This is a genomic window from Lentzea sp. NPDC036949 (assembly GCF_055608075.1).
Window position 1 is genome coordinate 1 of sequence record NZ_JBVJRA010000022.1, and the last position, 14,288, is coordinate 14,288.

Annotated in this window: 13 protein-coding genes and 1 tRNA gene; 10 read left to right on the top strand and 4 right to left on the bottom strand. The window is 69.8% G+C overall.

All coding sequences use genetic code 11. The features are described from left to right. Positions 1–224: 224 nt before the first annotated feature. Positions 225–1,262: a winged helix DNA-binding domain-containing protein gene (locus ACZ7CD_RS36740; protein WP_470371846.1), complete on the bottom strand. Its 1,038-nt coding sequence runs from the start codon at positions 1,260–1,262 to the stop codon at positions 225–227. Further along, positions 1,250–2,359, bottom strand: coding sequence for a phytase (locus tag ACZ7CD_RS36745; RefSeq protein ID WP_470380702.1), 1,110 nt, complete (start codon positions 2,357–2,359; stop codon positions 1,250–1,252). The genes ACZ7CD_RS36740 and ACZ7CD_RS36745 overlap by 13 nt, the downstream gene beginning before the upstream one ends. Positions 2,360–2,426: 67 nt before the next feature. Here ACZ7CD_RS36745 and pnuC point away from each other — a divergent pair, with 67 nt between their 5' ends. The 3 genes from pnuC to ACZ7CD_RS36760 all read left to right on the top strand — a co-directional run bounded on the left by pnuC (position 2,427) and on the right by ACZ7CD_RS36760 (position 5,465). Next, a complete protein-coding gene (pnuC, locus tag ACZ7CD_RS36750) occupies positions 2,427–3,038 on the top strand; it encodes a nicotinamide riboside transporter PnuC (RefSeq protein ID WP_360397452.1) in 612 nt (203 codons plus the stop codon). Next, positions 3,035–4,213 (top strand): M14 family zinc carboxypeptidase, encoded by a 1,179-nt coding sequence (locus ACZ7CD_RS36755; protein ID WP_470380703.1) that lies wholly within the window; start codon positions 3,035–3,037, stop codon positions 4,211–4,213. The genes pnuC and ACZ7CD_RS36755 overlap by 4 nt, the downstream gene beginning before the upstream one ends. Positions 4,214–4,340: 127 nt before the next feature. After that, positions 4,341–5,465 carry a DUF4279 domain-containing protein gene (locus ACZ7CD_RS36760; RefSeq protein ID WP_470380704.1) on the top strand — a complete coding sequence of 375 codons (1,125 nt, stop codon included), beginning with the start codon at positions 4,341–4,343 and terminating at the stop codon, positions 5,463–5,465. A gap of 135 nt (positions 5,466–5,600) precedes the next feature. On the opposite strand, the gene aceE is transcribed toward ACZ7CD_RS36760, so the two are convergent. Further along, positions 5,601–8,360, bottom strand: a complete 2,760-nt coding sequence (gene aceE, locus ACZ7CD_RS36765) for a pyruvate dehydrogenase (acetyl-transferring), homodimeric type (RefSeq protein ID WP_458433809.1) — start codon at positions 8,358–8,360, stop codon at positions 5,601–5,603. Between the two features lie 324 nt (positions 8,361–8,684). Between aceE and ACZ7CD_RS36770 the strand changes: the two genes are divergently transcribed. From ACZ7CD_RS36770 to ACZ7CD_RS36800, 7 genes are all read left to right on the top strand, one after another. Further along, the gene (locus tag ACZ7CD_RS36770) at positions 8,685–9,116 is read left to right on the top strand and encodes a DUF3052 domain-containing protein (RefSeq protein WP_360397271.1); all 432 of its coding nucleotides are present in this window, start codon (positions 8,685–8,687) and stop codon (positions 9,114–9,116) included. A gap of 90 nt (positions 9,117–9,206) precedes the next feature. Continuing rightward, on the top strand, positions 9,207–9,671 hold the full coding sequence (locus ACZ7CD_RS36775; protein ID WP_360397273.1) for a peroxiredoxin: 465 nt from the start codon (positions 9,207–9,209) through the stop codon (positions 9,669–9,671). 37 nt (positions 9,672–9,708) lie between these two features. Further along, a tRNA-Val gene (locus ACZ7CD_RS36780) sits at positions 9,709–9,780 on the top strand. A 158-nt stretch (positions 9,781–9,938) separates the two neighbouring features. Next, positions 9,939–10,310, top strand: coding sequence for a hypothetical protein (locus tag ACZ7CD_RS36785; protein ID WP_470380705.1), 372 nt, complete (start codon positions 9,939–9,941; stop codon positions 10,308–10,310). Between the two features lie 28 nt (positions 10,311–10,338). Next, positions 10,339–11,595 carry a cytochrome P450 gene (locus ACZ7CD_RS36790; protein WP_470380706.1) on the top strand — a complete coding sequence of 419 codons (1,257 nt, stop codon included), beginning with the start codon at positions 10,339–10,341 and terminating at the stop codon, positions 11,593–11,595. Positions 11,596–11,703: 108 nt separating this feature from the next. Then, positions 11,704–11,997, top strand: coding sequence for a hypothetical protein (locus tag ACZ7CD_RS36795; RefSeq protein WP_360397279.1), 294 nt, complete (start codon positions 11,704–11,706; stop codon positions 11,995–11,997). Positions 11,998–12,006: 9 nt separating this feature from the next. Continuing rightward, positions 12,007–13,032 carry a saccharopine dehydrogenase family protein gene (locus tag ACZ7CD_RS36800; protein WP_470380707.1) on the top strand — a complete coding sequence of 342 codons (1,026 nt, stop codon included), beginning with the start codon at positions 12,007–12,009 and terminating at the stop codon, positions 13,030–13,032. Between the two features lie 175 nt (positions 13,033–13,207). Here ACZ7CD_RS36800 and lipA read toward each other — a convergent pair whose 3' ends face one another. Then, positions 13,208–14,209: a lipoyl synthase gene (gene lipA / locus ACZ7CD_RS36805; protein ID WP_360397283.1), complete on the bottom strand. Its 1,002-nt coding sequence runs from the start codon at positions 14,207–14,209 to the stop codon at positions 13,208–13,210. Positions 14,210–14,288: the final 79 nt, after the last annotated feature.

Below are 14,288 nucleotides of genomic sequence, written 5' to 3' on the forward strand. Positions count from 1 at the left end.
ACAGCACTCAAAACCGACATGAGCAGCACAAACACCCAACTACCCGCCACCGCTTGACATAGAAGCTTCCAACTCAACATCAACCAGCACTTTTCTACTGCCAACAGCGCCGCCGGCCACCCGTGGACACAGGGCTGGTTCGTTAGACGACGAACAGGTTGGTGGTAGTCGGCGGCGATTTGATCATGTGTTGGTGGTACTTGCAGATGCTCTCGTCAAGGGGGTCAGCACAGCCAGTCGCGAAGGCGGTCGGCCTCCTGGCCGACCGCCTTCTGCCGGCTCTTCGGCATCCGGTCGAGGTAGTCGACGGTGACGCCGCGGTCCTTGCCGATCGACCAGGTGGCGACGACGTAGCCGTCGACGAGGACGGTGGGCTTGCCGCCGATGACGACGCCGAGCCGGTCGTCGGCGATGACCCTGCGGCGGTCGGCGTGGGCGAGCAGGATGTTGTCGAACTCGGGCAGGAACCGCACCGGCAGCTCGGTGTCCGCGCCGGGGCGTGGGGCGTCGGGCAGGTCGAAGAGCTCCTTGCCCGCTTCGGTGCGGAACGTCACGAGCTGTGGCCGCAGCTGGTCGAAGACCTCGCCGAGCCGGGTGGTTCCCGACCACTGCTGGGCGTCCATGACGGTCGCCGGACCGAACGCCCGCAGGTAGCGCAGGACCAGCTCGGTGCGCGGCACGGCCCGCTGCGGCTGCCCGAGCCAGTTCTCGACGGTCGTGCAGACCGCCCTCCCGCTGGTGTGCCAGAGGCCGCGGGGCGGGACCTGGACGAGGGCGAGCTTGTTGCGCAGGACGTTGCCCAGGACGGTGTGCTCGCGGTCGGGCCAGCGCGCCTGCAGCAGCTTGCCGGCGTCGGCGGTGCCCATGGCGGTGTCGTCGAGGATCTTACGGCCGGCCTCGGCGATCTCGTCGAAGTCGAGGCCCCGCAGCCGTTTCGCGAACGGGCCGCTCTGCAGCTCGCGGTCGAGCTTGAGCTGGGTGAGCGGGCGCAGTCCGAGCGCGTCCCGTGCGCTGACCAGGTGGATCGTGCCGCGCATGAGCAGCATGCGGACGGCCTGGCGACCGGTGAGCAGGTCTTCGAGCTCGGCGGGCCGGAAATCCTCGACCCTGCTCCACAGGCCGACGTAGGGCGACTTCGGTTCCTGCGCCTGGACGCCGAAGAGGTGCTCGATCGTGGCGAGCGCGCTCGTCTCGGCGCGCTCGCGCAGCAGCTGGCGTTCGATCAGTGCCCTGTTGAGCGCGTCCTGGCTCAAAGTCCCCATCGGGACAGGTTATGCCGGACGAAGGCGAATCCGGTGCCGTTCTCGCGTTCCCCGTCGTGGACGACGAGCAGGTTCAGCTTGCCGAGCACGACGTCGGCGCCGTCGGAGTGCTCGACGTCCTCGACCCGGAAGTCCTTGAGCGGCTTCATGTCGGCTTTGCGGTACACGACGAACCGGGAGTCGCCCTGGCTGGAGGCGAGCAGCACGTCACCGGCGATCGCGAGCCCCTCGGCGTCGGCTTCGAGCCACCTGCCGCCGAAGCCGGGGTCCGGGCCGTCGGCCACGCACTCCTCGGTCACCGGGTCGTACTTCTGCGGCGCGCCGAACGCGCGGACCCTGTCGACGAGCTGCGGCGTGCCGAAACCGTTGGCGCGCAACGGGATGCGCCAGATCCCGACGTCCTCCTGGGCTGCGTAGAGGGTGCCGGTGGCCTCGTCGACGACCATGCCCTCGACCTGCGGGCCCTCACCGGGCTCGCCGCAGACCGTCCAGCGCGTGCCGTCGGGCAGGGTGAAGGTGTCCGGCAGCTCCAGGGTGGACACCTTGCGGGTGTCGTACCGCGCGCCCTTGACGACGTGCAGCAGCGCGATGCTCGTCTCGTTGCGGCGGCTGGTGACGACGACGTCCGTGCCGTGCACCCGGCCCGCCGCGAGGCCGTAGGCGGTGTGCTGCTCCTCGACCTCGGCCTCGGTCTTCGCGAACACCGGCCTGGTCGCCGGGTCCGTGACGTCCCTCGCACCGCGTTCGTCCACTTGGAACACCCGGATGCCGTCGCGGCCCCGGTCGCTCACGAACGCGAGGTTCCCGAGCACGTCGACGTTGTTGTACCGGCCGGGCTTGGCCCCCGGCGCCGGCGGCAGCGGTGCCGGGCTCACGCCGATCGTGCGGCCGTTCAGGTCGAACGCCGCCAGGCCGCCTTCCTTGAGCGTGCCCAGCACCACACTGCGTTCCGGGTCGCGCGGGTTCACCCAGATGGCCGGGTCGTCCGCGTCGGCGGGCTCCTCGAACGTCCGGGTGACCACCGTCGGTGTGATGACGGGCGTCGCGGCCGGAGTGAGGAACAAAGGCACGAGCGCCAGTGCTAAGGAGGATGACATGGTGGCAAGGTAGGAAACACCGGTATACGGCGACTGAACCACGGGGGAACAAGCCGTGTGGTACGAGATGGGACTGACGATCTTCGGGCAGAAGATCGCGTACACCGAGCTGGTCGGGCAGGTGCTGGCACTCGCCGTCGTCTTCCTGGCGCAGCGCCGTTCACTCCTGACCTGGCCGGTTCAGCTCGTCTCGGTGGCGCTGCTGTTCACGGTCTACCTGTCCTCGCACCTGGGCGGGCTGGCCACGCGGCAGGTCGTCGTCGGGCTGATCGCGCTCTACGGCTGGTACGCGTGGGTGCGCCGGCGTGACCCGGTGTTCGGCGTCGTGGTGCGCAAGGGCTCCTGGCTCGAACGCGGTGTCGTCGCCGGCGTCTTCGTCGTGGGCACGGTCGCATTCGCGCTGCTCCTGGACGCGCTGGACGCCTCGTGGGCGCCGTGGCCGGACGCCGCGATCTTCGTCGGCACCGTGCTCGCGTTCGCGCTGCAGGGGCTGGGGCTGGTGGAGTTCTGGCTGGTGTGGCTGGTGGTCGACGCGGTCGGCGTGCCGCTGCAGATCCAGTCGGGCCTGTACTTCAGCGCGTTCGTCTACGTGATCTTCGCGGGCCTGGTGGTCCACGGTTTCATCGACTGGAACCGCACCGCCCGCCGGTTGACACAGGCGGCAAAGTCTCCCCTATGAGGGGACTGATCGCGTTACTCGCCGCACTGTCGTTGCTGGTCACCGTCCCGGTCACCGCCGCGGCGGCTCCTGAGCCGCGCACCGGGTTCGAGCTCACCGGCAGGTGGACCACCGAGTCAGAGGAACAGGCCTACCTGCGCTCGCTGGGCCTGCCGCTCACCCGGATCGGCACCACCCTGCAGGGCCGTCCCGTGCAGCTCGTGCGGGTCGGCCCCGCCTCGGCCCGCACCGTGGTGCTGTTCATCTGCTCCCAGCACGGCGACGAGCCGGCGGGCCGCGAGGCGTGCCTCATCCGCATGCGCTCCCTGCCGCGCACCGGCCCGGTGACCTACCTGTTCGTCCCGAACGCCAACCCCGACGGCCGCGCCCTCGACACGCGGGGCAACTCCTCCGGCATCGACGTCAACCGCGACCACCTGCTGCTGCGCACCGCCGAGGCCCGCGCGATGGCCGCCGTGATCCGCGACTTCCAGCCCGACGTCATCCACGACCTGCACGAGTTCGGCCCGACCGCGCCGTACTACGTGAAGGACGTCCTCTGGCTGTGGCCGCGCAACCTCAACGTCGCCCCCGGCGTGCACGACCTGTCCGAGACGCTGTCCCGCTCGTACGTCCGCCCGTCGGTCGAGGCAGCCGGCCGCACCTCCGGTGTCTACGGCATCTACGTCGACCCGGTGACCGGTGAGCCGATCCGCCAGGTCGCGGGCGACGGCCAGGAACGCATCCTGCGCAACACCGGCGGCCTCAAGCACGGCATGGGCCTGCTCGTCGAGACGAACGCCGACGGCACCCCGGCGTTCCGCGTCGACTCGCACCTGAAGGCCCTCGACGGCACCCGGTCGTTCGTCCGCGAGAACCGCTCGGCCATCGAGTCCGCCAACGCCGCCTCGCGTGCCGTGCGATCCGGGCCGGTGTACTTCGGCGGCGCCGACAACCAGGCCCCGGACCCCTCGGACGTGCTGGCCACCCCGCCGTGCGGCTACGTCGCGACCGGCGCCCAGTACTCGGAGTACCGCGACGAGCTCGAACTGCACGGCATCAAGTCGCAGTACCTGCGCGGCGGCGACCGCATCGTGCCGCTGAAGCAGGAGGCCCGCGCGCTCATCCCGTTGCTCCTCGACGCCCGCGCCGACCAGCCCCTGTTCGCCGCCCAGCCCGTCGCCCAGTGCCAGTAGCTCGCTGACCAGCGGTTACTCACCCTGTTGCAAAAGACGTTTGCGGACGTCCGCAAACGTCTTTTGCAACAGGGACGTGCCGGTGAACTGATATATCGGTCGCGAGCTACTGCTGCGTCGTGGTCGGATGCCCGTCGTGCGAGTCGAGCAGTACAGCTACTTCGCCCTCACGAGCGACACCGTGCCCGCCGCCGAGATCACCCGGCGGCTGGGCCTGGAACCGGATGAGGTGCTCGTCCGCGACAGCGAACAACCCGAGCACGACCTCCCGCGGCGCCACGTGTGGAAGCTCGTCCACCGAGGCCCCGAACGCCTCGACGAGCAGGTCCAACTCCTCGTCGACCGCCTGCTCCCGGTCCGTGACGAGCTCGTCGAGCTCACCGCGGTATCCGATATATCAGCGAGCTTCGTCTTGGTGCGGCACGACGGCGACGGCGGGCCGTTGCGCGAGCTCACCACCGACCTGACGGCGAGCGCGGAGCAGAACCTCGCCGAGCACGCCTGCCACCTCCACCGCCACCTGCCGGGCGCGACCGTGACGCGGACCGGCGACCTCCTCGTCGCCGACAGCGGCCTGACCGACGACACGTTCAACATCGTCGCCACCGCCCGCTTCACCCCGGCCACCGCCGCCACCCGCGTCGCGGAGACGGTGGCGGCGCTGAAGGCGACCGGCCGCCCGTTCTCCTGGTGGGTCGGCCCCGCCACCACGCCACCCGATCTCGCCACCCTGCTCACCCAGGCCGGTCTGACCGCGGCCGAGACCGAGGCGGCGATGTGGGCGGAACTGCCGGACGACCTCCCCGACCCCCACGCCGACGGCCTCGACCTCCGCCGCGTCACCACCGAGGCCGAGCTCGCCGACTACGCCACCGTCCTGGCCGCCAACTGGACCCCGCCCGCCGCCACGGTCCGCGAGTTCTACGCCGCCACCGCCGCGCACGCGTTGCGCAGTCAGGCCCGCTACCTGGTCGGCTACGTCGGCGGCCGGGCGGTCTGCACCGCGGAGGTGTTCCTGCACGCGGGCGTCGCCGGCGTCTACAACATCGCCACCCTCGCCACGGACCGCCGCCGCGGCTATGGCGGCGCGATCACGCTGGCCGCCTTGCACACCGCACGCGCCGAGGGGTACCGCATCGCCGTCTTGCAGGCGTCGGAGGAAGGCGAGCCGGTCTACCGCCGACTCGGGTTCACGGTCGCGGGCCGGTTCACCGAGTACGCCGTCGACGGAGGCGGGGACGCCGGCCGCTGAGCGGCCCGTGGATCTCCAGCCGCACCCGTTCGCGGTGATCGTGTGGGCGGGGACGGCTCCGGTCGCCACGGTCGCGCTGAAACGGCCGGAGGGCCGTTCCACGCGAAGTGGAACGGCCCTCCGGAGGACGAAGACCTACGCGAGACCCGCGTCCGACGTGGACGGCCCCGCCGCCTGCACATCGTCGATCTTGTACTTGCGCGCCGCCTCGACGACCTTCGACCGCTCCACCTCACCGCGCTTGGCCAGCGCCGCCAGCGTCGCGACGACGACCGACTCCGCGTCCACCAGGAAGTGGCGGCGGGCGGCCGGGCGGGTGTCGGAGAAGCCGAAGCCGTCCGTGCCCAGCGTCGTCATGTCGGTCGGCACGTACGGGCGGATCAGGTCAGGGATCGCCGACGCCCAGTCGGACACCGCGATGACCGGGCCCTGCACGTCCTTCAGCACCTGCGTCACGTACGGCACGCGCGGCTCGGCGTCCACGTGCAGCAGGTTGTGGCGGTCGGTCTCCACGGCCTCGCGGCGCAGCTCCGAGTACGACGTGGCGGACCACACGTCCGCGGAGACGCCCCAGTCGTCGGACAGCATCTGCTGGGCCTTGAGCGCCCACGGCAGGCCCACACCGGAGCCGAGGATCTGCGCGCGCGGACCGGGCGTCGCCGGGCCGTCCTGGTACTTGTAGAGGCCCCGCAGCAGGCCCTCCACGTCCAGGCCCTCCGGCTCGGCCGGCTGCACGTACGGCTCGTTGTAGACCGTCATGTAGTAGAAGATGTTCTCGGCGTTCTCGCCGTACATCCTGCGCAGACCGTCCTTGACGATGTGCGCCACCTCGAACGACCACGCCGGGTCGTACGCGATCACGGCCGGGTTCGTGTGCGCCAGCAGCAGCGAGTGGCCGTCGGCGTGCTGCAGGCCCTCACCGGTCAGCGTCGTGCGGCCCGCGGTGGCACCGAGCACGAAGCCGCGCGCCATCTGGTCCGCCGCCGCCCACAGGCCGTCACCGGTGCGCTGGAAGCCGAACATCGAGTAGAAGATGTAGATCGGGATCATCGGCTCGCCCTGCGTGGCGTAGGACGTGCCGACCGCCGTGAACGACGCCGTGGAACCCGCCTCGTTGATGCCCTCGTGCAGGATCTGGCCCTGCTCGGACTCCTTGTAGGCGAGCATCAGGTTGGCGTCCACCGAGGTGTACGCCTGGCCGTTCGGGTTGTAGATCTTCTGCGTCGGGAACATGGAGTCCATGCCGAACGTTCGTGCCTCGTCCGGGATGATCGGCACGATCCGCGGGCCGATCTCCGGGTCCTTCGCGAGGTCGCGGACGAGCCGGACGAACGCCATCGTCGTGGCGACCTCCTGCTTGCCGGAACCGCGGCGCACGCCCTCGTAGACCTTGTCGCCCGGCAGCACCAGCGCCTTGGACTTCGTGCGGCGCTCCGGCACGAACCCGCCCAGCTGACGGCGGCGCTCCTGCATGTACTGGATCTCCGGCGAGTCCTGCCCGGGGTGGTAGTACGGCGGCAGGTACGGGTCGGCCTCGAGCTGCTCGTCCGTGATCGGGATGCGCAGGCTGTCGCGGAAGCCCTTCAGGTCCTGCAGGGTCATCTTCTTCATCTGGTGCGTCGCGTTGCGGGCCGCGAAGTGCGGGCCGAGCGAGTAGCCCTTGATGGTCTTGGCGAGGATCACGGTCGGCTGGCCGACGGTCTCGGTCGCCGCCTTGTACGCCGCGTAGACCTTGCGGTAGTCGTGGCCGCCGCGCTTGAGGTTCCACACCTCGTCGTCGCTCATGGCGTCGACGAGGGCCTTCGTGCGCGGGTCGCGGCCGAAGAAGTGCTCCTTGACGTACGCGCCGTCGTTCGCCTTGTAGGTCTGGTAGTCACCGTCGGGCGTGTTGTTCATCAGGTTCACGAGCGCGCCGTCGCGGTCCGCGTGCAGCAGCGCGTCCCACTCGCGGCCCCACACGACCTTGATGACGTTCCAGCCGGCACCGCGGAAGAACGACTCCAGCTCCTGGATGATCTTGCCGTTGCCGCGCACCGGGCCGTCGAGGCGCTGCAGGTTGCAGTTGACCACGAACGTCAGGTTGTCGAGCTGCTCGTTCGCCGCCAGCTGCAGCAGGCCGCGCGACTCCGGCTCGTCCATCTCACCGTCGCCGAGGAACGCCCACACGTGCTGGTCGGAGGTGTCCTTGAAGCCGCGGTCGTGCAGGTAGCGGTTGAACCGCGCCTGGTAGATCGCGTTCATCGGGCCGATGCCCATCGAGACCGTGGGGAACTCCCAGAAGTCCGGCATCAGCCGCGGGTGCGGGTACGACGGCAGGCCGCCACCGGGACCGGCGTGCGAGTACTCCTGGCGGAAGCCGTCGAGCTGGTGCTCGGACAGGCGCCCCTCCAGGTACGCGCGGGCGTAGACACCGGGGGAGGCGTGCCCCTGGATGAAGATCTGGTCGCCGCCACCGGGGTGGTTCTTGCCGCGGAAGAAGTGGTTGAAGCCGACCTCGTAGAGCGACGCGCTGGACGCGTACGTCGAGATGTGGCCACCGACACCCACGCCGGGTCGCTGCGCGCGGTGCACGGTCATCGCGGCGTTCCAGCGGATCCACGCGCGGTAACGGCGCTCCACCTCCTCGTCACCGGGGAACCACGGCTCCCGCTCGGTGGGGATGGTGTTGACGTAGTCGGTGCTGATCAGCGAGGGCATGCCGACCTGGTTCTCGCCCGCGCGCTCCAGCAGCCGCAGCATCAGGTACCGAGCGCGCTGCTGTCCGCCACCCTTGAGGACCTCGTCGAACGACTCGAGCCACTCGGCCGTCTCTTCGGGGTCGATGTCCGGCAGGTGCGCTGCCAGGCCGTCGCGAATGACACGTACCCGCTCGGGGCCTGTGTTCTGCGGGCTCAAGGTGTCTCCTCGGCTTCGTTGGCGGTACACGCGCTGGCCCGGAAAACCGTGCCACGCGCTCCTATCGTTGTCCTTGCGCGACGACTTCGTCACCGCTACTGATCGGTAGTTCTGGATCGTGTCGCTCACGCGCGCGCGATAAGAGGTATGTAGAGCATGCCTGGTGCCAGTCTAAGCACCTTCACAGGGGTCCCCCACACGGCGTGTCACGTGGTCAACAGTTGCGCCGGGGGTAGCCGACAGTGTTCGCTGTCCCGTGTAGTGGACCATCCGGCGACAGTCTTCACGGGCTGTCGCCCTTGCGTAGTTGGAGGAGTGAAAACCGTGGTCGCCGCGGAAGACGCCGGCAAGATCGGCGTCGCCGAGAAGCTCGGGATCGAATCGGGCATGGTCGTCCAGGAGATCGGCTGGGACGAGGACGTCGACGACGCCCTCCGCGCAGCGGTCGAAGAGCAGATCGGGGCCGACATCCTCGACGAGGAGGCCGACGAGACGGTGAACGTCGTCTTGCTCTGGTTCCGGGAGGACGATGGCGACCTGGTGGACTCCTTGCTCGAAGCCACCAACCTCCTGGCAGAGGACGGCATCATCTGGGTGCTGACCCCGAAGACGGGCCGTACCGGCCACGTCGAGCCGAGTGACATCGCCGACGCCTCCGGGACTGCGGGCCTCTCGCAGACCTCGAACATCAGCGTGGCCGACGACTGGGCCGGCACGAGGCTGGTGTGGCCGAAGTCCGCCAAGGCCAAGCGCTGACTCGAGCACGGCCCGCATAGGCTGTGACCCACGGGCGGTTGTCACCCGTCCGTGGTTCAGTCGTGTGTCAACCCGGAGAGGTCTTCCTTCATGGCGGTCGAGGTCGGTTCACAAGCCCCGGACTTCACGCTCAACGACTACAACAAGCAGCCGGTGACGCTGTCGTCGTTCCGCGGCTCGAAGAACGTGCTCCTGGTCTTCTACCCGTTCGCCTTCAGCGGCACCTGCCACGGCGAGCTGTGCCAGGTGCGCGACGAGATCGCGGCCTACGAGGACGAGAACGTCCAGGTGCTCGGCGTGTCGGTCGACAGCGTGTTCGCCCTGAAGGCCTGGGCGACGCAGGAGGGCTACTCCTTCCCGCTGCTGTCGGACTTCTGGCCGCACGGCGCCGTCGCGCAGGCCTACGGCGTGTTCAACGACGCGGTCGGCATGGCGCTGCGGGGCACGTTCCTGGTCGACACCGGGGGTGTGGTGCGCTTCGCCGAGGTCAACGGCCCCGGTGAGGCCCGCGATCAGGAAGGCTGGAAGAAGGCCGTAGCCTCCTTGAAGGCATGATGTACCTGTCCGGCGCCGTGGTGGCGGCGGGCGGCACGGGCGTGTAGCTCAGCGGAAGAGCACTCGGTTTACACCCGAGCGGTCGCAGGTTCGAACCCTGTCGCGCCCATTTCACACGGGGCGAGGTGCGTTGACGCACCTCGCCCCGTTCTTCTGCCGGTGGCGCAACTTCGATCGTGGTGGCATCTGGAACCGGCCAGGTCGGTGCCGTACTTTTACGGCCTGTCGGGGACGTTTGGGCCCACCACCTCCGAAGGACGACGACTCGTGAAGCGCAGGGGCAAGACGCCGCGGCCCGACCTCGGCACCGTTACGCAGGAGCAGGTGAAGCTGCTCGCGCTGGTCGAACAGGGTGGTGTGCACCGCGGCGCCACCAGCTGGTACCTGGAGCACCGGCCCGCGAAGCAGTGGGACGCCGAGGCGCTGGAGGTCCTGCGGCTGCGCGGCTGGATCAGCTGGGTGAAGCCCGACCGCGCGATCGACCACGGCATGGCCGCGCCGGTCGACATCACGCCGGAGGGGCGGATGGCGTTGCGGCACCACCTGCCCGACTGGGTGCTGGGGCGCAGGGCGATCGCCGCCTCGCCGCCGCGGCTGCCCGCGGTGGAGACGATCGGCGTGTTCGACGCACTGCGGTGACCGCGGGTCCGGGGAAGACGGAGAGGCCATGACGAACCTGTTGACCGGCGGCGAGCTGCGGGCTCGTGAGCACCACCGCATCGAGGACGAAGCGCGCGCGTCCGGGCCCGTGCACCCGGTGACGCTGCCGAACGGCGTGCGCCTGCAGGTCGTCACCGTCGGGCTGGAGCTCACCCGCAGGCTGCTGACCGACCGGCGGCTGTCGAAGGACAGCGACGCCTTGCAGCGGGAGATGAAACGCCAGCTCGCCGCGCTCGGCAGCACCCAGACCGAGTTCGCGGGGCTGTTCGGGCCGAGCATGCTCAACAGCGACAACCCGAAGCACGCCCGGTTGCGCGGGCTCGCGGCCAAGGCGTTCACCTGGCCGGCGGTGCAGCGGCTCGCCCCGCGCGTGGAGCAGGTCACCGCGGAGCTCGTCGGCGCGCTGCCGGTGGGGGAGGAGGTCGACGTCGTCGCTGCGGTCGCCGTGCCGGTGCCGTTGCACATCATCGGCGAGGTGCTCGGTGTGCCCGAGGGTGACCGTGCGCGCGTGCGGACGTTGATCGAGACGATGATGTCGATGGAGCCGGAGGTGTCGCAGCCGGCCAGCGACGCGCTGGGCGGTTACTTCCACGCTCTGCTGAGCGGCAGCGGCCTGGACGAAAGCTCGCTGTTCGGTGCGTTGGTCGCAGCTGACGACGACGGCGACCGGTTGACCCACGACGAGCTCATGGCGATGGCGTTCCTCCTCGTAGTAGCGGGCCACGAGACGACGGCGGGTCTCATCACCAACGTCATCCACGACGCGGTCGACCACGGCCTGTGGGAGCGGGTCGCGGCCGAACCCGAGTTGGTGCCGGTGCTCGTCGAGGAGACGCTGCGGCAGAACTCGCCGGTCCGCAGCGCCACGCACCGGATCACCACCGAGCCGGTCGAGATCGGCGGTGTGGTGGTGCCGGAGGGCACGCTGCTGCTCATCAACCTCGGCGCAGCCGGACGCTGCCCGGTCGCGCACGAGGACGCCGCGCGGTACCGGGTCGACCGGGCGGCGACGGGGCACGCGTCGTTCGGTCACGGTCCGCACTTCTGCCTGGGGTCGGGGCTGGCGCGGCTGGAGACCGAGACCGTGCTGCGGCAGCTCACCGCACGGTTCCCGCGCGCCCGGTTCGCCGGCGACGGGCCGCCGGCCGTGACGCACAACGACATCATGGTCAGCGTCCGTGAGCTTCCCGTCGTGTTCGGCGGTCCACACGGGACGGACACCGGTCTGGCCGAGTGGAGCAGCGCAACGGGTTCTTCGTCGTAACGGGGCGTGCGAGAGCCGCGACAGCGTTCAGCGGGGGATTAGGGGACCAACCCCCAATGCGGCTGACCAGGGCTATCCCCGCGTCCAACCGGGACGTAGCTTCCCCTCATGTCACTGCGCACGTTCGCCGTCGTGGTCGGTCTTGCGTTCCTCCTGGGTGGGAGCGCGATCTTGTTCGTGGCGCTGGCCGTCGAGTCGCCGAGCGGTGCGCTCGTGCAGTGCGGCAACGGCCTGGGCATCGGCTTCGACGAGTCGGCCGCCGCCGCGATGGGATCGGCCTATGTGGACATCTGCGGTGACCTGCGCCTGCGTCGGCTGTACTGGGCATTGCCCGTCATCGGCGTGGGCGCCGTGCTGCTGATCGGCTCTTTGGTCGCTTCCCGCGACGCTACTCGCCGGTAAGGTCGCGGCATGACGTGGATGGTCTACGGAGCCAACGGGTACACCGGCCGGCTCATCGCCGAGCTCGCCGTCAAGCGCGGCGAACGACCGGTCCTCGCGGGCCGCTCCGCCGAGAAGGTCGAGCCGATCGCCGCCGCCCTCGGCCTGGAGCACCGCGCGTTCGACCTCTCGCAGGCCCGCGCGCACCTGGAGGACGTCGACGCCGTCGTGCACTGCGCGGGCCCGTTCGCCCACACCGCGACCGCCATGGTCGACGCGTGCCTCAAGACCGGCACGCACTACCTCGACATCACCGGTGAGATCGACGTCTTCGAGTCCATCGCCCTACGCGACGCCGACGCGCGCAAGGCCGGCATCGTGCTGCTCCCCGGCGCCGGTTTCGACGTCGTCCCCACCGACTGCGTGGCCGCGATCCTGAAGAACGCCCTGCCGACCGCGACCCACCTCGACCTCGCGTTCGTCGTCGGCGGGGGAGCGAGCGCGGGCACCACGAAGACCTCCGTCGAGGCCGCCGCGGTCGGTGGCCGCATCCGCGAGAACGGTGCGTTGAAGAGCGTCCGCATCGGACACCGCAGGCGCACCGCCTACTTCCGCTCCGGCCCGCGCGAGGTCGGCAGCATCCCGTGGGGCGACGTGAGCACCGCCCACCGCTCGACCGGCATCCCGAACATCACGACGTTCACCCTCGTGCCCGGCGCGCTGGGGCGGCTGCAGAAGGTGTTCGCCCCGATCCTGCAGGCGCCGTTCGTGCAGAACGCCGCCAAGACCGTCGCCGCCAAGGTCAAGGGCCCCGACGAACACAAGCGCGCCACCACCCGCGCCGAGGTGTTCGGTGAGGCCTGGGACGCCTCCACCAAGGTCGACTGCGCCCTCACCACCCCGAACGCCTACAGCCTCACCGCCGACTCCGTGCTGCGCGCCATCGGCAAGGTCGCCGGCGTCGCCCCCGGCGCCCACACCCCGTCGAGCGCGTTCGGCGCCGACTTCATCCGCGAGCTCGACGGCGTCGTCGTCGGCGAGGTCCGCTTCAGCTAGCTCCCCTGGGCTGGCCAGCTCGAAGCTCACCGATATATCAGCTGCACGCAAAATACGTTTGCGGACGTCCGCAAAAGACTCATTGCAAAGGGGTCAGCGAACAACAGCGCCCAACCGGTACATCGGCGTGAGCTGCCGATATATCAGTTGGGCGCTGTCGTCGTGGAGCTGAGGGTCAGCGGGGCGCGAGCAGGCTCGTGATCTCCTGCGAGGCCGACACGGTGAGCAGGTGCTGGAGGTTCTCCGGCAGCTCTTCGCCGCGCTTCTGCTTGGCCTGCGCGTACAGGCGGCCGGCGCGGTAGGAGGAGCGGACCAGCGGTCCGGCCATCACACCGAGGAAGCCGATCTCCTCGGCCGTCTCCTTGTGCTGGACGAACTCCTCGGGCTTCACCCAGCGCTCCACCGGGTGGTGCCGCGGCGACGGGCGCAGGTACTGGGTGATGGTGATGATGTCGCAGCCCGCGTCGTGCAGGTCGGCGAGCGCCTCGGTGACCTCCTCCGGCGTCTCGCCCATGCCGAGGATCAGGTTCGACTTCGTGACCAGGCCGAACTCGCGGGCCTTCGTGATCACCTCGAGGGAGCGCTCGTAGCGGAACGCGGGACGGATGCGCTTGAAGATCCGCGGCACCGTCTCCAGGTTGTGCGCGAGCACCTCGGGACGGGACTCGAAGACCTCGGTCAGCTGCTCCGGGACCGCGTTGAAGTCCGGGATCAGCAGCTCGACGCCCGTGCCGGGGTTCATCTCGTGGATCTGGCGGACGGTCTCGGCGTACAGCCACGCGCCGCCGTCGGCCAGGTCGTCGCGCGCGACGCCGGTGACCGTGGAGTAGCGCAGGCCCATCGCCTGGACCGACTCGGCGACGCGGCGGGGCTCGTCGCGGTCGAGGTCGGCGGGCTTGCCGGTGTCGATCTGGCAGAAGTCGCAGCGCCGCGTGCACTGCTCGCCGCCGATCAGGAACGTGGCCTCGCGGTCTTCCCAGCACTCGTAGATGTTGGGACAGCCGGCCTCTTCGCAGACCGTGTGGAGGCCTTCGCGTTTGACCAGACCTTTGAGCTCCCGGTATTCGGGGCCCATCTTCGCGCGCGTCTTGATCCAAGACGGCTTCTTCTCGATCGGCGTCTGGCTGTTGCGGACCTCGAGCCGCAGCAGCTTCCGACCCTCTGGTACCACAGTCACCACCTCACCCTACGCTGCGCCCCCGCGTGTCCGGCGTCACGCACGTCCGACGGTGGGACGCCGTGCCGGACGCCGGGTG

What these genes read in the sequence shown, in the direction of transcription:
- ACZ7CD_RS36745 (WP_470380702.1), bottom strand. Translation starts at nt 2,359, where the DNA reads ATGTCATCCTCCTTAGCACTGGCGCTCGTGCCTTTGTTCCTCACTCCG.
- ACZ7CD_RS36760 (WP_470380704.1), top strand. Translation starts at nt 4,341, where the DNA reads ATGCCCGTCGTGCGAGTCGAGCAGTACAGCTACTTCGCCCTCACGAGC.
- ACZ7CD_RS36775 (WP_360397273.1), top strand. Translation starts at nt 9,207, where the DNA reads ATGGCGGTCGAGGTCGGTTCACAAGCCCCGGACTTCACGCTCAACGAC.
- ACZ7CD_RS36790 (WP_470380706.1), top strand. Translation starts at nt 10,339, where the DNA reads ATGACGAACCTGTTGACCGGCGGCGAGCTGCGGGCTCGTGAGCACCAC.
- ACZ7CD_RS36740 (WP_470371846.1), bottom strand. Translation starts at nt 1,262, where the DNA reads ATGGGGACTTTGAGCCAGGACGCGCTCAACAGGGCACTGATCGAACGC.
- ACZ7CD_RS36755 (WP_470380703.1), top strand. Translation starts at nt 3,035, where the DNA reads ATGAGGGGACTGATCGCGTTACTCGCCGCACTGTCGTTGCTGGTCACC.
- ACZ7CD_RS36795 (WP_360397279.1), top strand. Translation starts at nt 11,704, where the DNA reads ATGTCACTGCGCACGTTCGCCGTCGTGGTCGGTCTTGCGTTCCTCCTG.
- ACZ7CD_RS36800 (WP_470380707.1), top strand. Translation starts at nt 12,007, where the DNA reads ATGACGTGGATGGTCTACGGAGCCAACGGGTACACCGGCCGGCTCATC.
- pnuC (WP_360397452.1), top strand. Translation starts at nt 2,427, where the DNA reads ATGGGACTGACGATCTTCGGGCAGAAGATCGCGTACACCGAGCTGGTC.